Annotated in this window: 22 protein-coding genes; 4 read left to right on the top strand and 18 right to left on the bottom strand. The window is 46.9% G+C overall.

What is annotated here, in order from left to right:
• Nucleotides 1-255: 255 nt before the first annotated feature.
• The 10 genes from QUB68_RS23200 to QUB68_RS23155 all read right to left on the bottom strand — a co-directional run bounded on the left by QUB68_RS23200 (nucleotide 256) and on the right by QUB68_RS23155 (nucleotide 10,909).
• Entirely contained in the window at nucleotides 256-1,779 is a 1,524-nt protein-coding gene (locus QUB68_RS23200) for a carboxypeptidase M32 (RefSeq protein ID WP_332996859.1), read from the bottom strand.
• A 79-nt stretch (nucleotides 1,780-1,858) separates the two neighbouring features.
• Nucleotides 1,859-3,061, bottom strand: a complete 1,203-nt coding sequence (locus QUB68_RS23195) for a tetratricopeptide repeat protein (protein WP_332996857.1) — start codon at nucleotides 3,059-3,061, stop codon at nucleotides 1,859-1,861.
• 322 nt (nucleotides 3,062-3,383) lie between these two features.
• Entirely contained in the window at nucleotides 3,384-3,698 is a 315-nt protein-coding gene (locus QUB68_RS23190; RefSeq protein WP_332996855.1) for a type II toxin-antitoxin system PemK/MazF family toxin, read from the bottom strand.
• Nucleotides 3,695-4,081 carry a type II toxin-antitoxin system Phd/YefM family antitoxin gene (locus QUB68_RS23185; protein ID WP_332996853.1) on the bottom strand — a complete coding sequence of 129 codons (387 nt, stop codon included), beginning with the start codon at nucleotides 4,079-4,081 and terminating at the stop codon, nucleotides 3,695-3,697. The genes QUB68_RS23190 and QUB68_RS23185 overlap by 4 nt, the downstream gene beginning before the upstream one ends.
• Nucleotides 4,082-4,208: 127 nt before the next feature.
• Complete coding sequence (locus tag QUB68_RS23180; protein WP_332996850.1) at nucleotides 4,209-4,895, bottom strand: tetratricopeptide repeat protein; 687 nt, start codon at nucleotides 4,893-4,895, stop codon at nucleotides 4,209-4,211.
• Nucleotides 4,874-5,005, bottom strand: coding sequence for a hypothetical protein (locus tag QUB68_RS23175; RefSeq protein ID WP_332996848.1), 132 nt, complete (start codon nucleotides 5,003-5,005; stop codon nucleotides 4,874-4,876). The genes QUB68_RS23180 and QUB68_RS23175 overlap by 22 nt, the downstream gene beginning before the upstream one ends.
• 232 nt (nucleotides 5,006-5,237) lie before the next feature.
• The gene (locus QUB68_RS23170; RefSeq protein ID WP_332996846.1) at nucleotides 5,238-5,756 is read right to left on the bottom strand and encodes a Ycf51 family protein; all 519 of its coding nucleotides are present in this window, start codon (nucleotides 5,754-5,756) and stop codon (nucleotides 5,238-5,240) included.
• A 104-nt stretch (nucleotides 5,757-5,860) separates the two neighbouring features.
• Nucleotides 5,861-6,919, bottom strand: a complete 1,059-nt coding sequence (locus tag QUB68_RS23165) for an adenylate/guanylate cyclase domain-containing protein (RefSeq protein ID WP_332996844.1) — start codon at nucleotides 6,917-6,919, stop codon at nucleotides 5,861-5,863.
• Nucleotides 6,916-7,290, bottom strand: a complete 375-nt coding sequence (locus tag QUB68_RS23160; RefSeq protein ID WP_332996842.1) for a response regulator — start codon at nucleotides 7,288-7,290, stop codon at nucleotides 6,916-6,918. The genes QUB68_RS23165 and QUB68_RS23160 overlap by 4 nt, the downstream gene beginning before the upstream one ends.
• Nucleotides 7,283-10,909: a response regulator gene (locus tag QUB68_RS23155; protein ID WP_332996840.1), complete on the bottom strand. Its 3,627-nt coding sequence runs from the start codon at nucleotides 10,907-10,909 to the stop codon at nucleotides 7,283-7,285. Before QUB68_RS23155 ends, QUB68_RS23160 begins: the two co-directional genes overlap by 8 nt.
• Nucleotides 10,910-11,305: 396 nt before the next feature.
• Between QUB68_RS23155 and QUB68_RS23150 the strand changes: the two genes are divergently transcribed.
• A complete protein-coding gene (locus tag QUB68_RS23150) occupies nucleotides 11,306-11,449 on the top strand; it encodes a hypothetical protein (protein WP_332996839.1) in 144 nt (47 codons plus the stop codon).
• 423 nt (nucleotides 11,450-11,872) lie between these two features.
• On the opposite strand, the gene QUB68_RS23145 is transcribed toward QUB68_RS23150, so the two are convergent.
• The 3 genes from QUB68_RS23145 to QUB68_RS23135 all read right to left on the bottom strand — a co-directional run bounded on the left by QUB68_RS23145 (nucleotide 11,873) and on the right by QUB68_RS23135 (nucleotide 16,985).
• Nucleotides 11,873-14,389 (bottom strand): sensor histidine kinase, encoded by a 2,517-nt coding sequence (locus QUB68_RS23145; protein WP_332996837.1) that lies wholly within the window; start codon nucleotides 14,387-14,389, stop codon nucleotides 11,873-11,875.
• An 861-nt stretch (nucleotides 14,390-15,250) separates the two neighbouring features.
• Nucleotides 15,251-16,570, bottom strand: a complete 1,320-nt coding sequence (locus QUB68_RS23140; RefSeq protein ID WP_332996834.1) for an ABC transporter substrate-binding protein — start codon at nucleotides 16,568-16,570, stop codon at nucleotides 15,251-15,253.
• 175 nt (nucleotides 16,571-16,745) lie between these two features.
• Complete coding sequence (locus tag QUB68_RS23135) at nucleotides 16,746-16,985, bottom strand: hypothetical protein (RefSeq protein WP_332996833.1); 240 nt, start codon at nucleotides 16,983-16,985, stop codon at nucleotides 16,746-16,748.
• 23 nt (nucleotides 16,986-17,008) lie between these two features.
• Between QUB68_RS23135 and QUB68_RS23130 the strand changes: the two genes are divergently transcribed.
• Nucleotides 17,009-17,587, top strand: coding sequence for a Uma2 family endonuclease (locus tag QUB68_RS23130; RefSeq protein ID WP_332996831.1), 579 nt, complete (start codon nucleotides 17,009-17,011; stop codon nucleotides 17,585-17,587).
• A 37-nt stretch (nucleotides 17,588-17,624) separates the two neighbouring features.
• Nucleotides 17,625-18,638, top strand: a complete 1,014-nt coding sequence (fmt, locus tag QUB68_RS23125) for a methionyl-tRNA formyltransferase (protein ID WP_332996829.1) — start codon at nucleotides 17,625-17,627, stop codon at nucleotides 18,636-18,638.
• Here fmt and QUB68_RS23120 read toward each other — a convergent pair.
• From QUB68_RS23120 to QUB68_RS23100, 5 genes are all read right to left on the bottom strand, one after another.
• Nucleotides 18,635-19,483: a DUF4435 domain-containing protein gene (locus tag QUB68_RS23120; protein ID WP_332996826.1), complete on the bottom strand. Its 849-nt coding sequence runs from the start codon at nucleotides 19,481-19,483 to the stop codon at nucleotides 18,635-18,637. The genes fmt and QUB68_RS23120 overlap by 4 nt on opposite strands.
• Nucleotides 19,480-20,805, bottom strand: coding sequence for an AAA family ATPase (locus QUB68_RS23115; protein ID WP_332996824.1), 1,326 nt, complete (start codon nucleotides 20,803-20,805; stop codon nucleotides 19,480-19,482). The genes QUB68_RS23120 and QUB68_RS23115 overlap by 4 nt, the downstream gene beginning before the upstream one ends.
• 214 nt (nucleotides 20,806-21,019) lie before the next feature.
• Nucleotides 21,020-22,261, bottom strand: coding sequence for an exonuclease subunit SbcD (gene sbcD / locus QUB68_RS23110; RefSeq protein WP_332996822.1), 1,242 nt, complete (start codon nucleotides 22,259-22,261; stop codon nucleotides 21,020-21,022).
• A gap of 76 nt (nucleotides 22,262-22,337) precedes the next feature.
• A complete protein-coding gene (locus QUB68_RS23105; protein WP_332996820.1) occupies nucleotides 22,338-22,913 on the bottom strand; it encodes a Uma2 family endonuclease in 576 nt (191 codons plus the stop codon).
• 159 nt (nucleotides 22,914-23,072) lie between these two features.
• Entirely contained in the window at nucleotides 23,073-24,347 is a 1,275-nt protein-coding gene (locus QUB68_RS23100; protein ID WP_332996818.1) for an ATP-dependent DNA ligase, read from the bottom strand.
• Between the two features lie 283 nt (nucleotides 24,348-24,630).
• On the opposite strand from QUB68_RS23100, the gene QUB68_RS23095 reads away from it, so the two are divergent.
• Nucleotides 24,631-24,936 carry a glutaredoxin family protein gene (locus QUB68_RS23095; protein WP_332996883.1) on the top strand — a complete coding sequence of 102 codons (306 nt, stop codon included), beginning with the start codon at nucleotides 24,631-24,633 and terminating at the stop codon, nucleotides 24,934-24,936.
• Nucleotides 24,937-24,957 lie beyond the last annotated feature (21 nt).

Genomic DNA, 24,957 nt, shown 5'->3' with positions numbered 1-24,957 from the left:
TCCCTTATTTGAGATTTTTGATTTTAGTCTAAGGATCGCGAATTAAATAACTTACAATTTTTATTTTTATTGTGGGATGGGCGGGAGATCCCGTCCAAAAAGGGCGGGCGGGACACCCCACAAACTTGTGTAAGTTATTTAATTCTCATTCCTAAAAAAAGAGGGCGATACTGTTTTATTAGTATCGCCCTCTTTTTTTAGACGCCTACTTTTTTTTATCCCATCTTAAAGTATGCAATCTGAAATTGCTATCCCTCAAATGACATAAAACTCCCCGTATTTGTGACGAATGTAACGGACAAACGGATCGATAGTTAAAGGTGAACCGGTCACGCGATCGAGCAATTCGACAGCAGTGTATTTGCGGCCGTGCTGGTAGATGTTTTGTTTGAGCCAGTCGTGGAGTACGCTGAAATTGCCCTGTTCGATTTGTGCGGGAATGGAGGGATGGTTTTTGACTGCGGTTTCGTAGAATTGAGCGCTCATCAAGTTGCCGAGGGTGTAACCTTGGAACATTCCGCCGATCGTCCCCACATACCAGTGAACGTCTTGCATAGCGCCTTCGCTGTCGGTGGCGGGGACAACGCCGAGGTCTGTTTTATAGCGATCGTTCCAGGCTTCGGGGAGATCGCGGACTGCGAGTTTGCCTTCTACCATTGCCAATTCTAGGTCAAAGCGGATGGCGACGTGGAGGTTGTAGGTTACTTCGTCAGCGTCGGTGCGGACGAGCGATCGCGCGACTTTGTTAATGGCGCGGTAAAATGCGTCTGGGGATACTGCGCCCAACTGCTGCGGGAACAAGCTTTGCAGTTGCGGGTAAAAACACTGCCAAAAACCGCGACTGCGCCCGACTAAATTTTCCCAAAGTCGCGACTGGCTTTCGTGCACGCCGGAGGAAATGCCACCAGCGAGAAGCGTGCCTTCAAATTCCGGGGAATTGCCGAGTTCGTAGAGGGCGTGGCCTGCTTCGTGGATGCTGCTGAAGAGGGCTTGATCGAGGTGATCTTCGTAGACGCGGGTGGTGATACGCACGTCGTCTATGGAGAAGTTGGTCATGAACGGGTGCAGGGTGGTGTCTTGGCGTCCGCGCTGGAAGTCGTAGCCCATGCGTTGTACGACTGTGCGGGTGAATTCTAGTTGTTGGGATTCTGAGAATTTTTGGTGCAAGCAGGAGTCGTCGGCGGGAGGTTGTGAGGTGATGGCTTCGACTATCGGCACTAATTCTTGACGCAGTTGGGCGAACAGCGGGCGCAGCAGGGATACTTTCATGCCGTAGTCGCTGCGATCGATCAAAGGATCGGCGATGTGTTCGTATCCGGGAAAAAATTCGGCGTACTGCCTGCTTAATTCTAGGGTTTTTTCGAGATAGGGTTCGACGGCTGCGAAGTTGTTGGCTGCTTTGGCTGTGGCCCAAACTTCGTAGCAGTCGGCTTGGTGGCGGCAGAGTGCGGACATGAAGGTGGCGGGGACTCTGGCGGCGCGATCGTAGTCTCTGCGGGCGATGCGGATCAGGCTGGCTGCGGTGGAGTCGTAGGGGAGGGTTTGTTCGTAGAAACGCAAGTCTTCTAGGAGTTCGCCAATTTTGGGATCGGTAAATTTTTCGTGGGATATTTGTTTGAGGGTGGCCAACTGGCGGCCTCTGGCACTTCCACCTTTGGCGGGCATATAGGTTGCTTGATCCCAATGCAGCAGCGACGAGGCTGATTCGATGTCCGTAATTTCTCTGAGGTGGGCTGCGAGTTGAGCGAATTTTGCTTGAGTTTTGTCTAGGGTTTGCATGATTGGGGTTTATGGTGCTGTTTTGCCTAAAAAGGTTGCAGTGCGGCATCGGTATCCATCAATCATTGCTACCCTGAAATCAAGCTAAAAACCGCACTTCTTCCCGTATTGTACGCAATTTTGAGTCATTTTGGCATAGTTTCCGGTATTTATCCGGATTGAGTTCGATCGCCCTTGATAAGTTTTCGATCGCTTTACGGGTGCTGGTTGCTACAGCTTCGGGGTTGTTTGTGCGATCGCCCACGGCTTTTTCTAGGGCCCAGACGCAGGCTTTTTGATAGTAAAGATTTGGATCGTCGGGTGTGAGTGCGATGATGCGATCGTAGGAGGCGATGGCTTCGGTAAATCGTTTGATTTTTTTGAGGGCGATGGCGCGGTTGTACCAGGCTTCGGTGTTTTTTGGCTGCAACTCTAGGGTTTTGTCCCAAGAAGCGATTGCTGCTTCAAATAGTTTTAAGTTGACTAAGGCTAGGCCGCGGTTGTACCAGGTTTCGCTGTCGTCGGGCTTGAGTTCGATCGCTTTGTCCCAGGAGGCGATGGCATTTTCAAATTGTCCCATTTGGGCGAGGGCCGTGCCGCGTTTGTTCAAGACTTCGGGGGAATTCGGCCGCAGTTGCAGGGTTTTGTCGTAGGAGGCGACTGCTTCGGGGTAGAGTTTTTCATCGGCTAGGGCTAAGCCGCGGTTGTACCAGGCTTGATGTAAGTCTGGTTTTAGTTCCAGTGCCCTATCGTAGGAGGCGATCGCGGCTGTGTTTTTGCCGGAATTTTTCAGGGCAAATGCTTTGTTGTACCAAGCTTCGGAGTAGTCTGGTCGGATAGCGATCGCTTTGTCGTAGGAGTCGATCGCTTCTGAGAATTTTTCTAAGTTGACCAGGGTGTTGCCGCGGTTCGTCCAAGCTTCGTGATAGCTGGGTTTGAGTTCGATCGCGTGTTCGTAGGAGGCGATCGCTTCTGAGAGTCTGTTGAGTTTCCGCAAAACGTTGGCGCGATTATACCACGCTTCGGCATTATCTGCTTTAATTTTTAATGATTTGTTGTAGGCTGTGATCGCTTCTTCTAGCCGTCCCAATTTTCTGAGGGCTACGCCTTTGTTGTACCAGGCTTCGTAAAATTTCGGTTCCAGTTCGATCGCCTTTGACCAGGATTCGATCGCTGCTGGCAAGCGTCCCATTGTTTCTAGGGCGTTTCCGCGATCGTACAGCGTTTGAGCGTTTTGGGTGTTGACTGATACGGATTTTTCCCCAGAGTCAATCGGCTTTTCTATCCTGGCTAATTTTTGCAAGGGGTCTCACCTCATTTTTGTATAGTTGTTTTTATTTTATATGCGATGTTTTTCACCATCTGCCATCTAATGATGGGGATTGTACCTTACTTTTGTTATTGTTGACAATTTTACATTAACTCGGGAACTTTTTTAATTTTTTAGAGTTTAATTCTAGGTAGTTTGGTCTTGGCTGTTGGTTTGGATGTATGGATTTTTACTAAAACTTTTAGGGAATTGCGTAGAAGAGAGGAAAGGGCGATCGACCTGAGATGTGACACACCTCACCCCAAGTATAATTTTCACATATCTGCCATCACTGACTTAGAAAATTGCAGAGCTTTTAAGCAATTTTAGCCTGTATATTTGATGACAATTCACCCAACTCACGCTGAACAACCACTGTAGAAACAGTCACCAGTTGATGCAGCCTGATAGTAGATGGCCCCCGCAGTCCCGCAGCAGGAAAGTCTGGATGAGAAGCATCTAATACGATATCTGTTTCCAGTAGATTTGTGGGCAGGCGACTTGTAATATAAGCAAGAATAACATGGCGTCTCGCTCCCAAAGGATTAGTCAAACAAACTGCTGGACGCAGTTTGTTTGCCGATAAATCATCATAGGGAAACGGTACTAGGAAAATCTTACGCTTGGTCATGGAATGGTTTCGTCAGTTATACTATAAATGTCTTCTTCGGGGTCAAGAATCGAACCAAAATCAGGATCGATCGCTGTTTTAATCCATTCTGAGTCGTGGAATGGCTTGCCATCAGCTAAAGTGTAGATATCTTCGGCTGAGTCTCTAAGAGAATCAAAGGCTGGATTTGCGATCGCAGCTTTTAGCCATTCATATTCTTGTATTTTTGCTTTGTTAATGAGGGCTGCTTCTAGCGCTTCCAGTCGCTTCAGGTCAGCATAAGTAATGATAGCAGCGATCGCCTTTCCTTCCTGTTCTATGACGATTCGTTCTCCACTATCTTCAATACTGGCGATGAGTTCGGGAAATCTGCCATTAATTATAGTTACATTTAGTTGAGTCATCTTTTACCTCGCTATTAATTATTCTATCACAGAGTGTTTTTGATGCTGTAGGGATGGGTTTTATCAAAAATAATTGCCTCAACACCTATCAATCTCGTAAATCCGCCCCCGCTAGGATGAAAAATCCCTATTCTTCAATCAAGGCTTGAAACTGAGAGTGCGATCGCACGCTGTCAAAATCCGAGTCTGTTTTTGCCGTTTCTCGCCATTCGTCAGGATTTAGATCGATCGCTTGCTGCAAATTCTGAATTGCTTGGTCAACCTGACCGTTTAACGCATAGCTGCAAGCTTTATTATAAAATGCTTCGTGGTCATCTGGTTTGATTTCTAAGGCTTTGTCGTAGGAGGCGATCGCCTCTTCCAACCTGCCTAAATTACCCAGTGCAATGCCCCGATTGTACCAGGCTTCGTGATAATCTGGTTTGATTTCTAAGGCTTTGTCGAAAGAAGTGATCGCCTCTTCCACTCTGCCTGAATCATCCAGTGCAATGCCCCGATTGTTCCAGGCTTCGTGATAATCTGGTTTGATTTTTAAGGCTTTGTCGAAAGAAGTGAGCGCTTCTTCCACTCTGCCTGAATCATCCAGTGCATAGCCCCGATTGTACCAGGCTTCGTGATAATCTGGTTTGATTTTTAAGGCTTTGTCGAAAGAAGTGATCGCTTCTGACAATCTGCCTAAATTACCCAGTGCAGTACCCCGATTTTTCCAGGCTTCGTGATAATCTGGTTTGATTTTTAAGGCTTTGTCGAAAGAAGTGATCGCTTCTGCATATTGTTGAGCATAGTCATAAACTAAAGCTTGTTCAAAAAACAATTCGGCTTTTTTTCTGGCGTTTGTCCATCTAGATTAATCAAAGCTTTAATTCTCAGCAATTCTCGTTTTAGTTGGGCATTTAAAGTTTGTTCATCTTCTATATTCATCATTTATTCCTCTTCATCAAACTCTCAATTTTCCAAGTATAACCGTAGGGTGCATCAGGGGGGAATGCTTGAGTCAGTGGTTAAAATTTTCGGCCCTTACGCACCTAACAATCACTATTTTGTCAGGTGCGTCGCTATGAGATTGTCTGTCAAGTTTATGGCTTGTCAATGGCGACACACCCTACGACCTTAATTAGGTAGAGAGGAATAAATTCCTCACTACGAACCTTTGTTTTTAGGCTTGGTATTTTTTCAGAGTTGCGACTTTTTCGGGGAAGATGTCGATCGCCATTTTGTCATCGTACCGAGTCGCGAGCGATCGCCGCACCTCGCCCAAAAACAGCGGCTGCGATAGACCGGGTTCAGGATGTACAATTGTCCGAACCCGGATTGTCATGTAGTCTCTGCCGCTTCCAGAGCGCCCTGGAGAGTACAAATCCGCAGCCACTTGTTGCATCGTTGCTTCTAACTGGGATTCGGTGATCGAAGGCGGCACGGTAACTACTGTTTGAGCGCCGCCAGTATCGTAAACTAAAGAATAGCGAACTGCACCGGGAATTTCGGTGCGGGCAAATAGTCCCAAACCGAGACCGAATATACTCGCAGCGATTACGCCCATAAAGCTGGTCACTCCTACTAATCGGAAGCGAAAACCCCATTTCAAGATAAATGCTATGATTGTTAAAACAAACAAAGCTGCTGTCAGAATTCCCGCCCATTGGGCGTACATTAAAAGATTAGAATTTACGTTCATTTGTTGACTGCTGACTGTTGACTGTTGACTGTTGACTGTTGATATTAGTTACCGATATCCGATGCCCAATGCCCAATGCCCAATGCCCAATGCCCAATGACTAATTAGCCTTTTCTGCCCACAAGCAGATAAGTCATCATATCGCCTTTGCCTTTCACCGAAATCACGCCGCGCTCCTCAAAAACGTACTTGTCCCGCAGGCGCTCGTAGGTAGCAACTGTCACCTGAATGCCGCCGGGGACGCCTTGAGATTCCATCCGGGAAGCTGTATTTACCGTATCTCCCCACAAGTCGTAAGTAAATTTTTTAGTACCGATGACGCCGGCTTCCACCGGGCCCGTGTGGATGCCGATGCGGATGCTCAGCGGCTGTCCTCCCTTGGTGCGCATCTTAGCGATGGCTGCTTGAATGTCGATCGCCATTTGGGCAATCTTTTCGGCGTGGTCGTTAGTCTCCTTAGGCAAACCGCCAACCACCATATAAGCATCGCCGATCGTCTTAATTTTCTCAAGTCCGTAGCGATCGGCTAACTCGTCAAAAGCGGAAAAAATCTCGTTGAGCAATTCTACCAACTCCGCCGGCGACAAATGAGCCGAAAGCTTGGTAAAACCCACCAAATCGGCAAACATTACTGTTACTTCGGCGAAACTGTCGGCGATCGTAATTTCCCCTTGTTTGAGGCGTTGTGCGATCGGGCCTGGTAAAATATTCAGCAGCAAACGCTCTGACTTTTCCTTTTCCAGGGCCAACTCCCGCAAATACGTCTGTTCCTGATCCCGCAGCCGCTTCTTTTCCAAACAAGCACTAATCCGAGCCTTGAGCAATACCGGATTGAAAGGTTTAGAAAGATAATCCTCCGCGCCCAACTCAATGCAGCGGACAATACTGTCAATATCGTCCACCGCCGAAATCATAATTACCGGGATGTGGCGCAAATTCTCGTCCGCCTTCAGATTTTCCAGCACCTGATAGCCGTTCATTTGTGGCATCATAATGTCCAGAAGCACCAAATCAAACGGCTGACTTCGCATCAGTTGCAGAGCTTGCACACCATCCTCAGCAACAGTCACCGCGTGGCCTTGACGCTGAAGTCGGCGAGCCAGCAAATCGCGGTTTACCTCATTGTCGTCAACAACCAGCACGCTGCCCTGATCACCTTTCATGTCATAGCCTCTTTCAGAAGCATTTCAATCTTACTCAAAAGTCGGGGAAACTCGACCGGTTTGGTGTCGTAGTCGTCGCAGCCGGCCGCCAGACACTTTTCGCGATCGCCCGCCATTGCGTGAGCTGTCAGCGCAATCACCGGAATCGTTTTAGTTTCAGGAGCCGCCTTAATTTGCTGCGTGGCTTGCCACCCATCGAGCACTGGCAGACTCATATCCATCAGAATCAAATCCGGTACTTTCGCGAGGGCCATCGACACTCCCTCAGCACCGTCCACTGCAATAAAAACCTCGTGTCCCTTGCGGGCCAGACGGCGGGACAGCATATCCCTGTTCATTTCGTTATCTTCGACCAACAGGATTTTAGCCATTGGTGTTCTCCTTGCCTTTCGAGTCGTACCTGCGATCGAGTCTGTCATTCACTATAGAGCGAACATCGCGTAGTAAAGTATCGCAACTGTAGACTCCCTTTTGTAGCACCCGCTCGACGTAGCCGTTGAGTTGCTGACTTTCGGCGGGAGTCAGGTCTTTAGCGGTAATTACTACGATCGGTATAGGGTCTCCAGAATGCGACTTGCGAAGTTCGGCAATCAACTCAAAACCATCCATTTCTGGCAGCATCAAATCCAGCAAAATTAATTGCGGGCGAGCAACTGCTAGCTGTTCGAGAGCAGCACGTCCGCTGTCAGCTTCCGCCACAGCCCAGCCTTTTTTTTCTAGTATGCGCCGCAGTATTTTGCGCGTGGCATCGTCATCTTCCACAACTAATATTTGACCGGGAAAACTGTTAGCAGCAACGCCGTCTCGATCGCGTCGGTACTTGTTCAACAAAGCAGCCAGCCGTTTGCCGTCCACTGGTTTGGTGAGGTAGTCCGAAGCGCCCAATGCAAAGCCGAGGCTCTTGTTGCCCACAAAGGATAGCAGGATTACCGGAATTTCGGCAAGGTCAGGATCTGCCTTCAGGGCGGAAAGCACCGCCCAGCCGTCCATTCCCGGCATGATCACGTCGAGGGTAATCGCGTCTGGGCGCAGTTGCTTGGCGAGCCTGAGGGCTTGCTCGCCGCCGGCGGCGACTTCTATGTGCAGTCCTTGGCGAGCCAGGGCGCGCTGGATCAAATCTCGGGAAATCGGGTCGTCGTCTACTACCAGCACCGTACCAACACCGGGGGCGCTCGGAGCGCTAGTGCTGTCGCGGACTTTGTTGGGGATTTCCGGCTGTTTGATGGCGCTGGGCAAGAGTACGGTGAAAGTGGTACCTGCGCCTAAGGCGCTGCTGGCCTCAATGCTGCCGCCCATCATCTGACAGAAGCGCTGGCTGATAGCTAGTCCCAAACCGGTGCCACCGTACTTTTTAGTAGTCGAGGCGTCTGCTTGGGTGAAAGGTTGGAAAACTCGCTGCAATTGGTCTTGTGTCATGCCGATACCGGTGTCGGCGACGCGGAAACTTAAAAATTCGGAGTTGGAAATTAAAATTTGGGAAGATTCCTCTTGATTTTTCATTCTTAATTGTTCATTTTTAATTTTTTCTACTCCGATCGCAATTTTCCCGTTTTTGGTGAACTTAGCAGCGTTGCTGAGCAGGTTCAGCAGCACTTGCCGGACTTTGGTCATGTCGGCGTGCATGGTGTCGAGGTTGTCTGGACAGTAAACTTCTACAGTGTTGCTGTTTTTCTCGATCAGCGGCCTCGCCGTGGCGACAGCACTTTCAATTAAGGCATGGATATCGAAAGTTTCTAAGTAGAGATCCATTCGGCCTGCTTCAATTTTAGATATATCGAGGATGTCGTCGATCAGGGACAGCAGGTGTTTGCCTGCGGTGCGGATTTTTTCGAGGTCGGGGACGGATTCGGAGCTGCCCAATTCTTCGGCTTCTTCTTTGAGCATTTCGCTGTAGCCGATGATGGCATTGAGGGGTGTACGCAGCTCGTGGCTCATGTTGGCGAGAAATGTGCTTTTTGCCCGGTTGGCTGATTCTGCTGCTTCTAGGGCCGACTGCATGGCGGATTCTGATTGTTTGCGATCGGTAATGTCGATGACTGTACCTTCGTAGTACATAACGCTGCCATTTTCGTCGCAGATGCTGCGGGCGTTTTCCGAAATCCAGATTTTGCTACCGTCTCGGCGGTATATTTGGGATTCAAATTTTAATATTTGGCGGCGTGCGTCCAATTGGGCGACAAATTCGGCGCGTCGATCGGGATCAACGTAAAGTTGGTGGTTGATGTTTGGGAGTTCGGCGAGAAGAAGGGCGACTGTTTCGTAGCCGTAAATCCCGGCTAGTGCGGGGTTGGCGCTGAGGTAGCGCCCCTCTGGGGTGGTTTGGAATATGCCTTCGACTGCGTTTTCAAAGATGTTGCGGTAGCTTGATTTCTCTTGCTGCAAAGCTGTTTCTGCGCGCTGGCGTTCTAGGGCATTGGCGAGGGTTTCTCCTACCTTTTTTAGAGGAGTGGATATTTCGGCAGATCGGTCGCCTGCGGCTCTGCAACCGTCGAATCCGAGAAATCCTACTAGGTTTTTACTGCTGGAAATTAGGGGAATAATTATCAGCGATCGCAGATTTTTTTGAGGTTTGTTTAATTCGGTTTTTGGGGAATTTGCGATCGCTGTTTGGGATGGGGAATCTGTCAGGAATTCTGCTGGATTTTTGCCTGTCAAACTGGCAATTTCTGCCAATTCTGAGGGCGGTAGTTCGGCGATTTCTCTGATGTGCAGGCATTCGGCGCGATCGAGCTTTTGTGCAATCCCAGGAATTTGGTCGATCTCTATTTGTTTGTCGGTGCTGTCTGTTATTGACCCCGTGCCGTCGGCGCACCACTCGTAGGTTTTGCGGGCGCGGGTTTTGTCTTCCGAGAGCAGGTAGATGTAACTGCGGTCAAAGTCGTTGAAGGTGGCGATTGCTTCCAGGGTGCGATCGATGCCTTTGTCTGTTTCCGAGCTCGGCAGGCCGATCAAATCGGTTGACAAACTGACAATCAACTGTTCCAATTCTACTCGATTCTGCAAAGATTGTGCTAGTTTTTGGCGTTCGGTAACGTCTCGAAAGATCCATACTCTGCCACAAGTTGTCGATCCGACTTTTAAAGGCAATGAATTTAATTTTATAATTTTTCCGTCTTTAAATTCTAATAACTCGCTGATTTGAGTATGTGGATTTGCCCAGACTTCGATCGCATTTTCCAGAAATGCTTGGGGGTCTTTTAATTGTGACTTGGCGAACAGGAATTTTGTTTCGATGGTTTTTTTGACCAGACCTGCGGTCGATCGGCTCAACTTTCCTGGGCTCGCGGACAAACCCCACATCTCGACAAATTTTCGATTATAATTGCATACATTGCCGTTGTTGTCAACTGCGACAATTCCAGTATCTGTAGATTCTAGAAGTGCTTGCAGCATCGGGGTCGATCGCTGGTGTTCTCTAGTTTCAAAAAATACCAAGACTGATATTTCGCTGCTTTCAACTGCGGGATTGAAAAAATAGGAAACTGGTAAAATTTTGCCGTCGCGGCACAGAAACTCGCCGTCCCACTTGCTGCAAGGTTGACGGGAGGCGATCGCCTCTGGTAAACCTAGTGTAGGTGCGATCGCCACATCGTAGCGAGCCGCCAAAACTGGGGATTTCTTGCCTGGTTTTTGCTGGCGATAGATGCGCTCTAACAGTGAAACGCCTGCAAGTTCCGACTCTCGCCACCCCAGCAAGCGTTCTGCTTCTGGATTCACCGAGATCGCACACCCCTTGGCATCAAGGATACACAATCCCGCCCCCAAACTGTTGATAGTCGCCCGCAGCCGATCGAATTCTGAAGCTGTTGGAGAGTCTGGAGAGGGCTGGGGCGAGGCAAAATCCTGCCGCAGCGGTTCCTGCTGGCTCCGGGCGTCGTCGTAGCTACAGCTTACCTGCTCTAAGAATAACTGCCACTGCTCGGCAGTGGGAGGAGTGGAGGCGCCGGCTAAACCGAGCTGTTCGAGTTGGCGCTGGAGGTGGAGATGCATAATTTCTGGCGCTTTGTAGGCAACTTTCTAGAGTATATCTTTTTAATTAATAGTATTTATACGCAGCTTACACTTAATGGAAAGGTACGCGATCGAACTCGATCGCCGATTTTATCGAGAAAGCGAGCGATGTCTCTGGTCTCTCTCAATCTTTCTAACTGCACTTATTATATTTACCCTCAAAACTTTTTCGATTGTCAACAAATCGATGCTCTGACTGTTTGCCGCACACTCAAAAATGGTATCATCTTATCAATAGAACTTACGCACAAAAATTCGGCTTCAGTGAAAAATCGCTTTTTTGATGGCTCGACTTATGCGAATCAACGGGGTTTGTGGAGCTGCAAGCGCGGAGCGTCCTTGCCCAATTAGAGGACTGTTTGAGTTGGGTTTTGAGTGTGGAGCGCCATTTCGGGAACCCGAGAGTTGATTGAGCTCAATCAAGAGCGATCGCGTGCAGGAGAGAGTACCTGCTTGATTATCACCGATCTGTCGCTGTCTCGGGCGATCGCGATCGCACTTTTTGTTAAAATTAATTAAACGAAGGTTACAGCTAGAAACCAGGAAATCAGAATCAGGTCATCTCCGGTAAAATAACCTATTTTATGATATCTGTTCCTACTCCCTTCCTGGTAAAAGATTATCTAATTCTTGTAAATATCATATGATAGCAATTCTGGAGTAAAAGTGCGGTAGGCTGGGAAAAAACCTATAGCAATCGCCACAGCGTTGAGGACATAAATAACCTCATGAATAGAGCTTCATAACCCATAGCCTAAACGGTTTAATTTCCTGATTCTGCAACTGTCCCAGGTCAACTGTCAACTGTCCACTGCTATAATTGCTCGCCCGCGTACCTCACAAAAATTGAGAACAGCTAGATGTTCGAGAAATGCGGCGCGACTAAAATTTTTTCGCGTGGTTGGGCGGGTGAGAGCGATTAACCATAATTGTCAAAAATCTCTATTTCTCAGACTTTTCGGTGAAGATCGAAGTTTCGTTGAGAATAGCTGGGAGCCGAATTGTAAAAGTAGAACCTTTCTCCAACTCGCTGAATGCGGTAATGTCTCCGTCCATCATTTCGCAGAATTTCTTAGTAATTGTCAGCCCCAAACCAGTGCCACCGTACTTCTTAGTAGTTGAGGAATCGGCTTGGGTGAAAGGATCGAAGATTCTGGCTAACTGTTCGGAACTCATGCCAATGCCGGTATCTTTGACCGTAAAAACAATCCAATCTTGAGAGGAAGATAAGGAAGAGGAGCTATTGTCAGATGGGCTAACTCCTCTAGAGGCTCCAAGTTGTTTGCGTCTGTTGGCAGTCTCGGCAGGGGTTTCGGCCCAGCGGGCAATCGTGAAAGTAATCGCCCCCGAGCAAGTAAACTTGGAGGCGTTGCTGAGCAGGTTGAGCAGGGACTGGCGGAGTTTAGTCAAGTCGGTCTGCATCGAGCCAATATCCTCAGGGCATTGTATTTCTAAGATATTGCTATTTTTGTCTGCCATCGGCGCGATCGTGGCGACTACTTGCTCGATCAAATTTAAAATGGTGAAGGTTTCGATGTGCAAGTCGATGCGGCCGGCTTCTATTTTAGAGAAGTCGAGAATATCTTTAATTAGCGCTAGCAAGTGCTGGCCTGCTGTGTTAATTTTTTGTAGGTCGTCGATGAATTCATCGGCACCGATGTCTCGGGCGTCTTCTTGCAGGATCTCGCTGTAGCCGATGATGGCGTTGAGGGGGGTTCTGAGTTCGTGACTCATGTTGGCGAGAAAGATGCTTTTCGATCGATTTGCAGATTCGGCGGCTAAGGCGGCGCGGCGGAATTCTTCGGAACGCAAGCGCTCGGTGATGTCGCTGGTCATGATTAACACGCACTGAGTGCTGCCGAGGTCGATGAGTTCCCCTGACAGCAGCCAGTCGCGTATGTCGCCGGCTTTGGTGCGGATTTTGATTTCTTGGTTGCCGATCGAATTTTGGGCTTCCAACATCTGGGCGAGCCGCCGCCCGTCTTCTGAGTTAACCCACATTTCTAAATCGCTGGGGGTGCGGCCAATAAATTCGTGTCGCAACCAGCCTAAGGAGCGCAAAAAGCTGTCGTTGGCATCGAGGAAGCGTGCGTCTGTGAGCGTGCAGATGCCGATCCCGACTGGGGAGGCGTGAAAGGCTTTGGAAAATCTTTCTTCGGAAGAACGCAGGGCGGCTTCGGCGCGCTTTCTGTCTGTGATGTCTTGAACGGTGCTGGTGATGTAGAGGGAGTTGACGGCGGCTTGTTCGCAGACTGTGCGCTGGCTGCCGTCGGGGAGTACGAGCCTGTAGTCGATAATGTAGGGCTGTTGCTGAAATAAAGCGGCTTCGATCGAGGTTTTGACTAATTCTCGGTCTTCGGGGTGTACGTATTCCAAGAAGGCTTCGAGGCTGGGTTGAAAAGTTCCCGGCTGCTGTCCCAGGATGCGGTAAATTTCCTCTGACCACCGCAATTGCTGCGTGTTGCGGTCTAAGTCCCAGTTGCCTAGCTGGGCGATGCGCTGGGCGTTGGCGAGGCTGGCTTCGCTGGCGCGCAAGGAGGCTTCTGCTTGGTGGCGTTCGGCGACGGTGGCTGCTAAGACTAAGCCGGTGACGGCGATCACGGCGATGAAGGCTTGCAGGGATAAGAGTGCTTGGGGGATGCTGCTGGCGTGTTTGAGAAAGGGGCCGCTGCCTCGGGCTATGCCCCAGATGGCGAAGCCGCAGAGGATGAAGTTGGAGAGGGCTGTGTAGCGCTGGCCGAATCGAAAGGCTGCCCAAACTACTAGGGGAAATGGTAAGTATTCTAGGGGATAGCGGGCGTAGGCGGCGCGGGTGCGGGAGCAGAAGACGAGCCAGCCGATTGCTAGCAGCAGCAGCAGCCAAATCCCTCGTTCGACCATCTTTTGGGGGTGATGGATCGGGAGTTTGGGCAATTTTTGCCAGGTCAGCAGCAGCGGGGCGACGAGCAAAATTCCCATAGCGTCTCCCACCCACCAAGTCCCCCAAATTGTGCCAAAATTGCTCCAGCTAGATAAACCGGTCAGGCAGACGATGATGCTGCCGATGGTGGAGTTGATCAGGGTAGAGCCCATGGCTGCTAGTCCGACTATTCCTAAAACGTCTTTGAGCCGATCGAGCCCGGCGCTAAAGTTAATCCTTTGCAGCAGATAAGTTCCCGTCCACGCTTGCAGGGTTCTAGCGCCTGCTGAGATCAATGCCGCGCCGATGTTGGCCGAGGGTGCGCTGATGCTGAACAGGAAGCCTCCGATCGCAATTCCCGGCCACAGTTGCCGCCCGAACAGCAGCAGGGCGACTTGGGCAATTCCCGCAGCAGGCCACATGGGGTAAATTTCTGAACTTAGGGTGAGGGTGGCAATTGCGAATTGGGAAGCCGCATAGTAGATTAGGGCGATCGCACCTACTGCAAGGAAGTACCGCCAGGAATGTCCTTTGATGGCGTTAAGGAACTTTGTCTGCATGGTCGTTTGGGGAAAAGGTGGACGGTTGTTGGGCTCTCACTAGGTGGCACGGGACGGACACACACTAGGGACAATGTTTCTATTAGGTGATGGTAGGTCATGGGTGGAAGCTAGGGGGAGAACCTGTCGATCTCACTTTTTGTGGCGCCCTCAACGGCGCGGTTTTTTTGGGGACTGTGCGATCTAATCTGGGTATAAATTTCGGGAGTATCCCTTTTTTGCTAATATATCTGTGATGGCTAAGCATTCGGTTTTTAATTTTTAGTTTTTTGTTAAAGATTTATTACCAGAAAGAATTGGTTTAAAGCCGGAACCCTTGTAGGGAGAAATTAAAATCAGACTATTCATTACTCCAATCCTCGGACTTCTTTTGTCAAGTGCTGTCAACTGTCAACTGTCAACTGTCAACTGAATGAACGAGCAACAGTCGGCGTCTTTGTGTCTCGGGCGATCGCCACTCGATTTCACCTAACATATTGCACTATGCTCAATAATACCAAATAAACCGATAATAGCGACGCAAAATCTCTGCTTTGAGGTCAGCCCGGGGCAAGAAATCCGGTTATTGAATTGTCAGTGCAGGTGGTAATGATTTTCCTGAGATTCTCAACCAATTAATCGAGGCTTAAACTGTTTTGTCGAATACAGTAAAAGTGGATAATTCACCCGATCAAAAAAAAAAATTCATTCTCTATTTCCATTTGATTGTTCCACTATAGCGATTCTCCAATTTCGTGAGGTCATCGCCATTTTTATTACCAATGACCAATGACCAATGACCAATGACCAATGACTAATGACCAATGACCAATGACTAATGACTAATGACCACTGACCACTGACCACAGACAAATCTGTAGCTTACTTGACTGCAATATCTAAGGTTAGTGTCAAACGCTCTTGAGCTTCTTTAAGGGCGTCTTGCGGGTTGCGACCAAGAAGGGTTGCTTCTATGGCGCGACCGAGGTTTTCTGACAGGCGGGAGTAACCTGAAATAATCGGGCGCGATCGGGCGGAGTTCATTTGTTCTAAAAATACTCGCAAAACAGGGTTTTTTTCCACAAAATTTTGATAAGTTTGGCTCTGTCTCGATTTTAAGTTAATTGGCAAGTAACCTGTTCCCAATGCCCATGCTGTTTGGAATTCTTCGCCGATCGCATATTCTAAAAATTCTCGGGCTGCTCGCTCTCGTTCTGGCGAGGTTTTCATTAAAAATAGGTTTTCACCTCCAACGACGGCTGCGGGACGTTTGAGAGCGGGTATGGGCATCACTGCGTAGTCGATCGCACTTTGCTGCAATTGTGCTAGCGTCCACGGCCCGGTGATTTGCATGGCAACTTTGCCGGCGATGAAGTTGTCGAGTTCGTAACCGCGCTCGGGTGCTGACAGTATTGCTGAACCTTCTTTTAACAAGTCACTCCACAATTCTAAGGCGGCGAGAGAACCGGGATTGTCGATGTGAAGTACGGGAGTTTGAGCTGTTTGGGCTGTAAGTTCGCCGCCTGCGCTGAACATGAACGGCAGCCAGGTGAATACTGTCCATTCTCCTTTGCCTAGGGGGAGCACGATGCCGTGTTGATCTGGGCGTCCGTCTCCGTTCGTATCTCGTGTGAGCGATCGGGCTACTTGCTTTAATTGCTCCCAATTCTGCGGCACTTTTGTGATTCCGGCAGCTTTAAATAAACTGGGACGGTAAAATATTCCCGTGTTGTTGGTGGCTAGGGGAATTGACCAAATGTGTCCGCCAAGTTCCATTGACTCGAAGAGTGACGGGTAGATTTCGGCTTTTCGGGGCGATTTGTCTAGCCATTTTTCTAATGGTTGAATTGCGTTTAGTTCTGCTAGTTTTCCGGCAATTGTGGCAACATTCCACAGCAAATCCGGCGGTGCATTTCCTACTATTGCTGTGAGGATTTTTGGCAATTGTTGGTCGGGCTGACCGATGTAAATTGGTTCTACTTGGATGTTGGGATGTGTTTTGTTGAATTTGTCCGTTAGGGTTTTAAATACGTCGCGATTTGGCGGGGGATTGATGCCGTGCCACAGTGTAATTTTTATTGGTTCGCCGTTTTTGGGGGTGTTTTGACAGCCGCTTAATATTAGCAGATTTAAGGTGAGGAAAATAGAGACAGCTAGTTTTAGCTGCATTTTAATTGCTTTGGGTAATTTGGATAAAATCATTTTTTAGTGGGATTCAGGGAAGCAGATTTTTTTAACCGCAGATGTAGGCAGATGAACACTGATGGACGCGGATAGTTAGAGGTTGGTGAAATAAGCTAAATCTCAAAAATCTGCGGGTAGCTGATTTGTCTCTCCTGCTGAGGTATTTTGGAGCAAAACTGTGAAAGCCTTGCTTCTAGTCTATCTTGCGGTACATCCGATCGCAAGGAATTTCCGTTAAGTGCGATCGATATTTTGCTAAATGATGCACTTCGACGGGATCGAATGCGGTAATTTGGTTGATAGCCATTGGCTGAGTTGTTCGTGATGAATATATTTTTTTGGTGATGCGATATCTGCCAATAAGCTGCAACTGGCTGGCGGCAGGATATTCGAGGATTTTTCCATGTTTCGGGAGATATGATAAAATCGACATGAACAGTAAAATTGGTGAGTCAGATGACAACTTTTAGTGTAGAGCAGTTAGATTTGACTTTGGAAGAATGGATGCAAAATCCTCCTGACGGGACGGAGTGGGCGGACGGTAAAGTTATAGTCAAACATCATGTAGAATTTGTCAATGGAGAAGTAGTTGGGAAACCGGGAATGACTGCAAAGACTCGCCGCATTCAAGCTAGATTAGTACGATATTGGGGCATTTACATGGACTCAAGCGCCCAAGGGGGCGAGGTGTATGTGGAAGTCACTTGTCAAACTCTGAAAAAAGGTCGGATACCAGATGTATCTTATATTACTCCTGAACTGTTGGCGCAAGTTGGAGAGTTTTCAGTTTTGCCACAAAGTTTTCCGCTGGTAGCTGAGATTGTTTCGCCTAGCGATTATGCTGATGATGTTTTTGCTAAGGCACAGGAGTATTTAGACTCGGGTTGTATCGAGGTTTGGCTGCTATTTCCCAAGAGTAGTTGGGTGTTAGTAATTACTCAAGGTGAGGTAGTTTTATTTAAGGCTGGTGAGGTGGCGAAGACTCAGCTTGTTTTACCAGGATTTAGCGTGGCGGTGGATGAATTGATGGCGTAGTTTTGCTGTTATTATTATAAAAACTAACTAAAAATCTATGAAAATTGTCTTTTTTGGCACTCCTGACTTTGCTGTACCTACTTTATCCAGTTTGCTGAGTCACCCGGATTTTGAGGTGGTGGGTGTGGTGACTCAGCCGGATAAGCGCCGGGGAAGGGGCAATAAGTTGAGGCCTTCACCTATAAAAGATGTGGCATTAAATCATAGTCTCCCAGTTTGGCAGCCGCGCCGAATTAAGAAGGATGCGGAAACTATTACTAAGTTGCGGGAAGCGGAGGCTGATGTGTTTGTGGTGGTGGCTTACGGCCAGATTCTTTCTCAAGAAATTCTGGATATTCCTAGTTTGGCTTGTGTGAATGTTCACGGTTCAATTTTGCCGAAGTATCGCGGGGCGGCACCGATTCAGCGGTGTCTTTTTGATGGGGAAAAGGAGACTGGTATTACTACTATGCTTATGGATGCTGGGATGGATACTGGGGCGATTTTGTTGAAGGTTTTTGCTGGGATTTCACTGTTGGATAATGCTGATTCTTTGGGGGATAGGTTGGCGGAAGTGGGGGCGGATTTGTTGGTGGAAACTTTGATAAAATTGAGGGATGGGGAAGTTAAAGCGGTTGTTCAAGATGATGCTGAGGCGACTTATGCGCCGATGATTAAGGGTGATGATTGTGTGCTGGATTGGTCGAAAAGTGCGATCGCCCTTCATAATCAAGTTAGGGGTTTTTTCCCAGATTGTACAACGACTTTTCGCGGTAATGCTTTGAAGGTGATTGCTACTGTGCCGGTGGGGCCGGAATATTGGCTGCAATTGCCGCCGGAGTTGAGGATTTTGGAGCGCGATTGGCCTGTTTTGGATCAGTTGTCGGGCGCAAATGGTGAAGTTGTCAGGGTTGTGAAGGGCTTTGGCGCGATCGTCCAAACTGGCGACGGTTTGTTATTATTGCGGGAGGTGCAGTTGGCGGGAAAAAAGGTGCAGTCTGGGGTGGATTTTGCCAATGGCACTCGGTTGGCTGCGGGTGAGGTTTTTGGGAAAGTTGAAGCTACAGGCTAGAAAGTACGGAAGGGTTGATTGGTTTTTTCCCAGTCTTGAATCGCTGTGTAGAGTTGTGTCAGCCGGAAATGAGGGGACTCGTAAGCAAGTCTGAGGTCTTTTTCTAGTACATCTGGCTCAACTTGCTTGGAGTTGCGCGTGCCTAGGGCTTTACAAAGTGCGATCGACAAAATACAAATCATATCGTGACCACAACAAACATACCACATATCTTGAGCATTTGTTTTTAAGCTATCCATCTTGGCTATAATTTCTGCTTCATCAAGTCCCAGTTTTTGAGAGTTATTTTTCACAGTTTGCAGCAACTTTGACTCATTTAGTGCCAAGGTTTTATCATCTATAAATTTACTAAAAGCTAAACCTTCAAATTTCAAAGCATAATTAAACTTTAACGAAGCCCATCGTAAATAACCAATAACTTTAGCACTTTCCAGTAAAGTCTGGCGAATATCTTTACCAAAATTATTGATTTTTTCTTCGGAACCATGTTCGGAAAGAACTTTTTCAAGTGCCGGCGATTTCAGCAGCATAGTTTCAAGATCGTGAGTATCAGTTAAGAGTAAATTAGAACTAGATGGAAAAGTACCTTCTAGTATCCAAAAATCAGCATCAACAATAGCCAACACGCCCGCAAAGTTATCCTTTTCCAGGATATTGAGCACTTTTACAACATTGTCCTTATTATAGGCAATTTCCACACGACACTTTGTGGAGTCTACCAAGTTTTTCCACACCCGCGCATCTGTATCTCCCTCAGCAATTACAAAAGATCCAGTATATTTAGATTGAGTTCTCAGTAAGCGAATTTGGTTGGCAATGTAGTTGGGGCTAATCTGTTCTCTCATGCAACAGGCCCTTTCAATTCCACTGTTAAATCCCAGCGATCGTCTATAATACTTGGAGCATGAGTTGCGATAAGCACGTCAAAGTTTGCCAACTTAATAATTGCTTGTAAATCTTTGAGAAAATCGACTTGCCATGCTATGTGCAGCGAAATTTCTGGCTCATCAATGAGAACCAAAGAGTTAGGTTTGACTTTGAATAACAACTCGTAAAGCATTACCAATTCATGCTGTTCTCCGAAAGATAAGTCTGTCGCCAACAAAGGCTTACCATCAGCCGTTGTAAAAGTAAAACCTTGATCTTTGCTGATACTCATATGCTTATATAGAAATCGCTCTTGAATAATTCTTTGGAAAAGCTCTATTTTTATAGCGAGTTCGTCAAAAACCATGAGTTTTTGTTCTACATCTTCAACATAAACTGACAAAATATTTTTTGTGACTCCATCAATATTTTGATCTACTTGAAATTCTGAATTTTCCTCTTTATCTAAAAGACCAGTTTCTCTGAAATGAGAACGCTTTTCCTCGATTTCATTTAGTTTATTGCGAAGTGTTTCTTCTGTTAGCTCGGAGGGTGCTTTATTGTTAAAAATTCTTGCAGGAAACGTTCTTTCAAGAGATTGAGACAATGCACCGTATTCAGCCAATTTTACTTGAATCTCTTCTGCGAGTTCCTGAGAATATATATTAACCGAGGGAATCATTGATGGATGTTTCGTATCTACCGCTACTTCAGGAACACTTGAGGGAGTTAACAAACGCTGAGTTTCTATAAAATGAACGTCGATAGAGCTTTTTAACTCTGACAACCACTTTGGTTCTTTCTTAAACTTCCTTGCGAATTTTTCAAAAGTTTCAATAAAGGGAATGGCAATATTTTCTAAAGGGGCTAATGACGTAATTGTATTTTGATCTCCAAATTGAATCAATGAATTTACTTCATCTTCTGTGGCACTCAAATGCCAATCCATTTTTACTCCTGAATTTGTTAATGAATTCGGTGAGAACATTTCTGGTTCTGCACCTACACGATAAAAATGAAACGTTAATTTTTGGTCTTTTTCATTTTCATTCGTTTGCTCGATAGATTTAGTTACTTGCAGGTGACTGCAATCATCAAAGTCTACCCGGAACTCTGCAAAAGGAATACTGCGAAGTTCTGAGTAACGCGAATTAAAGAATCCATTGATTATCCTGAGTAAAGCTGTTTTCCCGAATCCATTGGGCCCGTGAATAATCGTGATCCTATCTTCGATGTTCAAGGAAACTTGATGGTTGAAGATCCCAAAAAGTTTAGTAACTGAAATCTTATTGATTCTCATGTTTACCTCTGATAAAACATTGCAATTGTCGATACCTCAATTCTACAGCATATACATCTGAACAGTTACTTTCCCTAGGGCAACAGAAAAATTATAGCAGATTGTAGTTAATTAAGGCCGGGGCGGGTTTATAGATATTGTGGATTTGAATCACAGATTGTTGGTGAACCCGCCCCTACAAGTATTATGGTTAATTTATCAGACATGATATTACCTAAAATTCGACTAGAACTTCCTCTTCAATGCCCAACAAATCCCGCGCAGCCTCTAACATACTCTCAGTAATATCTTTCAAATCTTCGCGACTTGCTAAATAAGTTTTCAAAGCTTCTAACGGTTCTATACTATTATTAGCATTCAATTCGGGCAACCGCGGCCTTGCTAGCTGACTGACTAATTCCGGTTGGATTGTGTAGCTGTGGGCTTCGCCTAGAAGTGCGTGCAATTCTGCGTTATCAATTAAGTCTAATTGTTCCGATCGCAATTGGTAGATCAATCTCACGACAGCATCTTGGATTTCCTTCTTCCCAATGGCTTTAACCAAGTCAGCTTGCGGGTTTTCCGATTCGGACACGTTTACCTTAATCGTCAGAAACACTCGCACAGGTAAGGTGCAAAATTCCCACTCAGCTTTCCCCCGTTCCAAATTTATCAACACAAAACCTTTGTCTTCTTTCTCTTCGCTAAAGTCAACTCGTTCGATGCTTCCGGGATAAATTACTGGCGGATTGTTGGATAAATTAAGATTTTGATGTTTGTGGACGTGGCCGAGGGCAACGTAATCAAAACAAGGGCGTGTTAGCATGGAAACGGGAATGTTAAAACCTTTGCCGACTGCTAAAAAACGCTCTGCACCTAAGCTTGCTTTATCTGCCATTAAGTGCGCTAATAGTACGGTTGGTATTTCGGGGTTGAGGCGGCGGATTTCGCCTTCCATGGCGATCGTCAGTTTTTCGGTTAACAATTGGTTAACATCGCTCACAGAAAGGCTTTCAGTCTCCGATCGCGTCATTAAGGTCGATCGCGTCAACCAAGGCAGCGTAACCACCTGTACGGCTCCATTACGGGTCTGTATCAGGTGAGTTTCCAGGCGATCGCCCACAATAAACTTAGGTATTCCCAAAGTCCGGTAAATGCCCAAACTCGCGCCGCCCTGTCCCTGCGAATGTTGGTCGTGATTTCCTATTAGCAAAACCGTCGGAATTTGCGCGTCAACCAAGCGGCTGAATTGGCGCGCGAAAGCCTCTTTTACAAACGGTGGCGGCGTCGAATCCGGGAAAGCATCGCCGCCGAATATGACTAAATCTACGGGTTCAGAAATTGCTCTGTCCATACATTTGCTCAGCGTCGCCGCGAAATCTTCCAGCCGCGTATTTAACCCGGTTTCTGGATTAATCCGGCCGTGGGAAAAGCCGCTTCCCATGTGAATGTCTGAAAGGTGAAGAATTTTAATCATTGGGATAGCAGCGTTTTAAGGTTTATCTCAAGGTGCAGACGAGAGGAAATTGTGGCTGAAAAAAAAGTTTTATACATCATAATATAATGCCGGGAACTTTTTGATAGACTTGTTCGATCGGGCAGCGAAAATCTATACTCATTAACTCTAACTCATCTCCTTGTCGGTAAATCTGAGAAACCCAATTTCCGTCAGGAGTGAGTCGAAAACATTCAATTTTGATTTCGGATTGATTGATAAGTACATATTCCTGCAAACTCGATGCAGTTTGGTAATCGGCAAATTTATCACCTCTGTCAAAACTTGCCGTTGACGGCGACAAGACTTCAATAATCAAAGACGGATAAAGAATGAAATCGTCGGTTGAATTTATCTCCCTTTCGTCGCAAGTTACCGCTATATCGGGGTAGTAATAGCAATCTGCCTCTTCCAGTCTAACTTTTATATCTGATGTTAGAACTAAACAGGGCGAATTCCGAAGATGAGTCCCTAACAGAATGATTAAATTACTAGAAATAACGATGTGGGGCTTTTTTGCCCCAGTCATTGCATAAACCTGTCCCCGTCTGTATTCGTGTTTGATGGGACTTACTCGTTCGCCTTCTAGGTACTCTTCTGGAGAAATGTAGAAATTGTTTTTGCTGATAACCATTGATTTGTCCTCGGCTGATTTTGTGCGATAATATTTGTTTAAATTCGCAGATCCGGCTAGGACATGACTGAAAACCGGACGGCTAAAATTATGTTATTTTATTCAGTCTGCGGAGGCAGACATCGTTTGTATAGACGCGGTTTCAACCGCCGTCCTATTTTAACATAACTCCAGGAATCGGGCGTGCCACAGTTTGCCGCTTTCCGTCAATCCCTGCGATCGCACTTTAATTTTGACACTTTTGGGGTTAGCCTCATAGAGTCGGGCAATTTCCAGCATTTCCGCGCTGCTAAAGCCCGTTCCCACTGTTCCCACAGCAACTAATTTGCCATCGATTTCTTGGGCAACTTCGATCGCACTAAACGGCCGCCCCGCAACTTTTGTCGCAGTCAACCCGACAATAAATAAGTCGTATTCCTGACAGTATTTGGTTCTTACCATCGGAAACTTCTTAACATCTTTTCCGCCGACATAGCGACAGTTGTGCAAAACCCAAATTTCACCTTCTCTGTTTTCAGCTTCCTGCTGCTGGGCTAGCAAAAGTTTTTCGGCTGCGGTGCGAGATGTCGGTACAATTTCAAATTCCGAAGATAAACTTACCAGCATTTCGCCAACTGCAACTCCGGCTGTAATTCGTTCGGATTCCGCCAACGGAGTCAAGTCTTTGCCGTGGGAAAACAAACATTTGAAAATGGCATAAACTGCCGTAGGCTGGGTTGTCGGAAAACCGCTTTCAATATTAACTGTAGCAGCTTGCGCGCCAGTGCGATGTTCGCTGCCCGTATAGCTTTTGTAATACAGTTCGCCGTCTAAAACAAAAATGCCAATTTTACCTGCTGTGTCGATTAATGTGCGATCGATCGCAATTGATGCTTGTTGTCGCAGGTTAGTCGATCGCGATTGGTAGTATATCTTATCTGGTGTCGCAATGACCACAACTCGGTTGCCGTCCCGTTTGGGCTGTCCCCAATAATCAGGATTTTCGATGTAATACGAACGTTCACTCGGCGCGTCAACCGGCTGCATCGTGACAACCCTTCCCGGCTGCAAGTGCGGAGGTAATTCGGGAACAATCGGATTACTGACAGTCTCTATTTTGGCAGCGGTCTTTGATTTTGCCGCAGGAGCAGGATTGGTGGTAGAGTTGTTTGGAGTGTTTTTAGTTGGCTTTTCTCCAGTTTCCAATTCAAACGCTCTTTTCCAAAAGCCGATCGCCATTTCCGGGTATCCTTCCGACTCCGCGCACAGTGCAAAACCGATAACTTTTGCCGTACCAATTCCGCGCCCATAATCAGCCAAATACTGCACAGCGCCCGCTTCACCCATCAAGTGCAATCCTCGCGTCACGATGCGATTGTTCCAGCGTTCTCGAATGTCGGCGCTAATTTTTTTAACTGCTTTTCGCTTGGCTTCTGCGTATTCTGTAAACTCCATACAGCCTCCTTTTTTGTAGGGCTACTTTTATACTATACTCAAGCTTGATTCATGAGTCAAGTAGATCACAACTAAATTTACAAGTAGGTGGGTTTAAATAAAAGAAAGAGAGAAATCTGCTTGTAGTTGCGTATTGATAGTCAAACAGAGCAATTAGTTCGCTGGCAATGATAAGATAGCTTTGATCGCACATTGCCACCAATAAACACGTGAGTTCGATATTGCTCGCGTTGGGTTTGTCAAGTTGCGATAATTTAAGATCAAGTCTAATTGTACTGTTATGATGCGATTAATTTTGTACAGCAAACCCGGATGCCACTTGTGTGAAGGGTTGCAAGAAAAACTCGAACAGATTGAAAGCATCAAGTTTCAATTGGAAGTACGAGACATTACCGAACGCGATGACTGGTTTCAAGCTTATCAGTACGAAGTGCCAGTTTTGTTTAAAGTGCAGCCTCAGCCAATAAATTCTGCTGGCAATGCTGCATTCTCCCCTGAACAACCGTTACCTCGTCCTTCTCCCCGCTGCACAGTCCGACAATTGGAGCAAATGTTACAGAAATATTTGCAAACCGATGAGTCAAAATAGATTCAACCCAGTTTTGCGAGG

The sequence above is a fragment of the Microcoleus sp. A006_D1 genome (assembly GCF_036702805.1).
GTDB lineage: Bacteria > Cyanobacteriota > Cyanobacteriia > Cyanobacteriales > Microcoleaceae > Microcoleus.
This window is presented reverse-complemented; position numbering and strand designations above follow the sequence as displayed.

Excerpts from the sequence above, each read along its gene's own strand:
- QUB68_RS23200 (WP_332996859.1), bottom strand. The coding sequence starts at position 1,779 with ATGCAAACCCTAGACAAAACTCAAGCAAAATTCGCTCAACTCGCAGCC.
- QUB68_RS23190 (WP_332996855.1), bottom strand. The coding sequence starts at position 3,698 with ATGACCAAGCGTAAGATTTTCCTAGTACCGTTTCCCTATGATGATTTA.
- QUB68_RS23155 (WP_332996840.1), bottom strand. The coding sequence starts at position 10,909 with ATGCATCTCCACCTCCAGCGCCAACTCGAACAGCTCGGTTTAGCCGGC.
- QUB68_RS23135 (WP_332996833.1), bottom strand. The coding sequence starts at position 16,985 with ATGTCGATTTTATCATATCTCCCGAAACATGGAAAAATCCTCGAATAT.
- QUB68_RS23130 (WP_332996831.1), top strand. The coding sequence starts at position 17,009 with ATGACAACTTTTAGTGTAGAGCAGTTAGATTTGACTTTGGAAGAATGG.
- sbcD (WP_332996822.1), bottom strand. The coding sequence starts at position 22,261 with ATGATTAAAATTCTTCACCTTTCAGACATTCACATGGGAAGCGGCTTT.
- QUB68_RS23165 (WP_332996844.1), bottom strand. The coding sequence starts at position 6,919 with ATGAAAGGTGATCAGGGCAGCGTGCTGGTTGTTGACGACAATGAGGTA.
- QUB68_RS23095 (WP_332996883.1), top strand. The coding sequence starts at position 24,631 with ATGCGATTAATTTTGTACAGCAAACCCGGATGCCACTTGTGTGAAGGG.
- fmt (WP_332996829.1), top strand. The coding sequence starts at position 17,625 with ATGAAAATTGTCTTTTTTGGCACTCCTGACTTTGCTGTACCTACTTTA.
- QUB68_RS23185 (WP_332996853.1), bottom strand. The coding sequence starts at position 4,081 with ATGACTCAACTAAATGTAACTATAATTAATGGCAGATTTCCCGAACTC.
- QUB68_RS23120 (WP_332996826.1), bottom strand. The coding sequence starts at position 19,483 with ATGAGAGAACAGATTAGCCCCAACTACATTGCCAACCAAATTCGCTTA.
- QUB68_RS23175 (WP_332996848.1), bottom strand. The coding sequence starts at position 5,005 with ATGATGAATATAGAAGATGAACAAACTTTAAATGCCCAACTAAAACGA.
- QUB68_RS23145 (WP_332996837.1), bottom strand. The coding sequence starts at position 14,389 with ATGCAGACAAAGTTCCTTAACGCCATCAAAGGACATTCCTGGCGGTAC.
- QUB68_RS23100 (WP_332996818.1), bottom strand. The coding sequence starts at position 24,347 with ATGGAGTTTACAGAATACGCAGAAGCCAAGCGAAAAGCAGTTAAAAAA.
- QUB68_RS23140 (WP_332996834.1), bottom strand. The coding sequence starts at position 16,570 with ATGATTTTATCCAAATTACCCAAAGCAATTAAAATGCAGCTAAAACTA.
- QUB68_RS23160 (WP_332996842.1), bottom strand. The coding sequence starts at position 7,290 with ATGGCTAAAATCCTGTTGGTCGAAGATAACGAAATGAACAGGGATATG.
- QUB68_RS23105 (WP_332996820.1), bottom strand. The coding sequence starts at position 22,913 with ATGGTTATCAGCAAAAACAATTTCTACATTTCTCCAGAAGAGTACCTA.
- QUB68_RS23115 (WP_332996824.1), bottom strand. The coding sequence starts at position 20,805 with ATGAGAATCAATAAGATTTCAGTTACTAAACTTTTTGGGATCTTCAAC.
- QUB68_RS23170 (WP_332996846.1), bottom strand. The coding sequence starts at position 5,756 with ATGAACGTAAATTCTAATCTTTTAATGTACGCCCAATGGGCGGGAATT.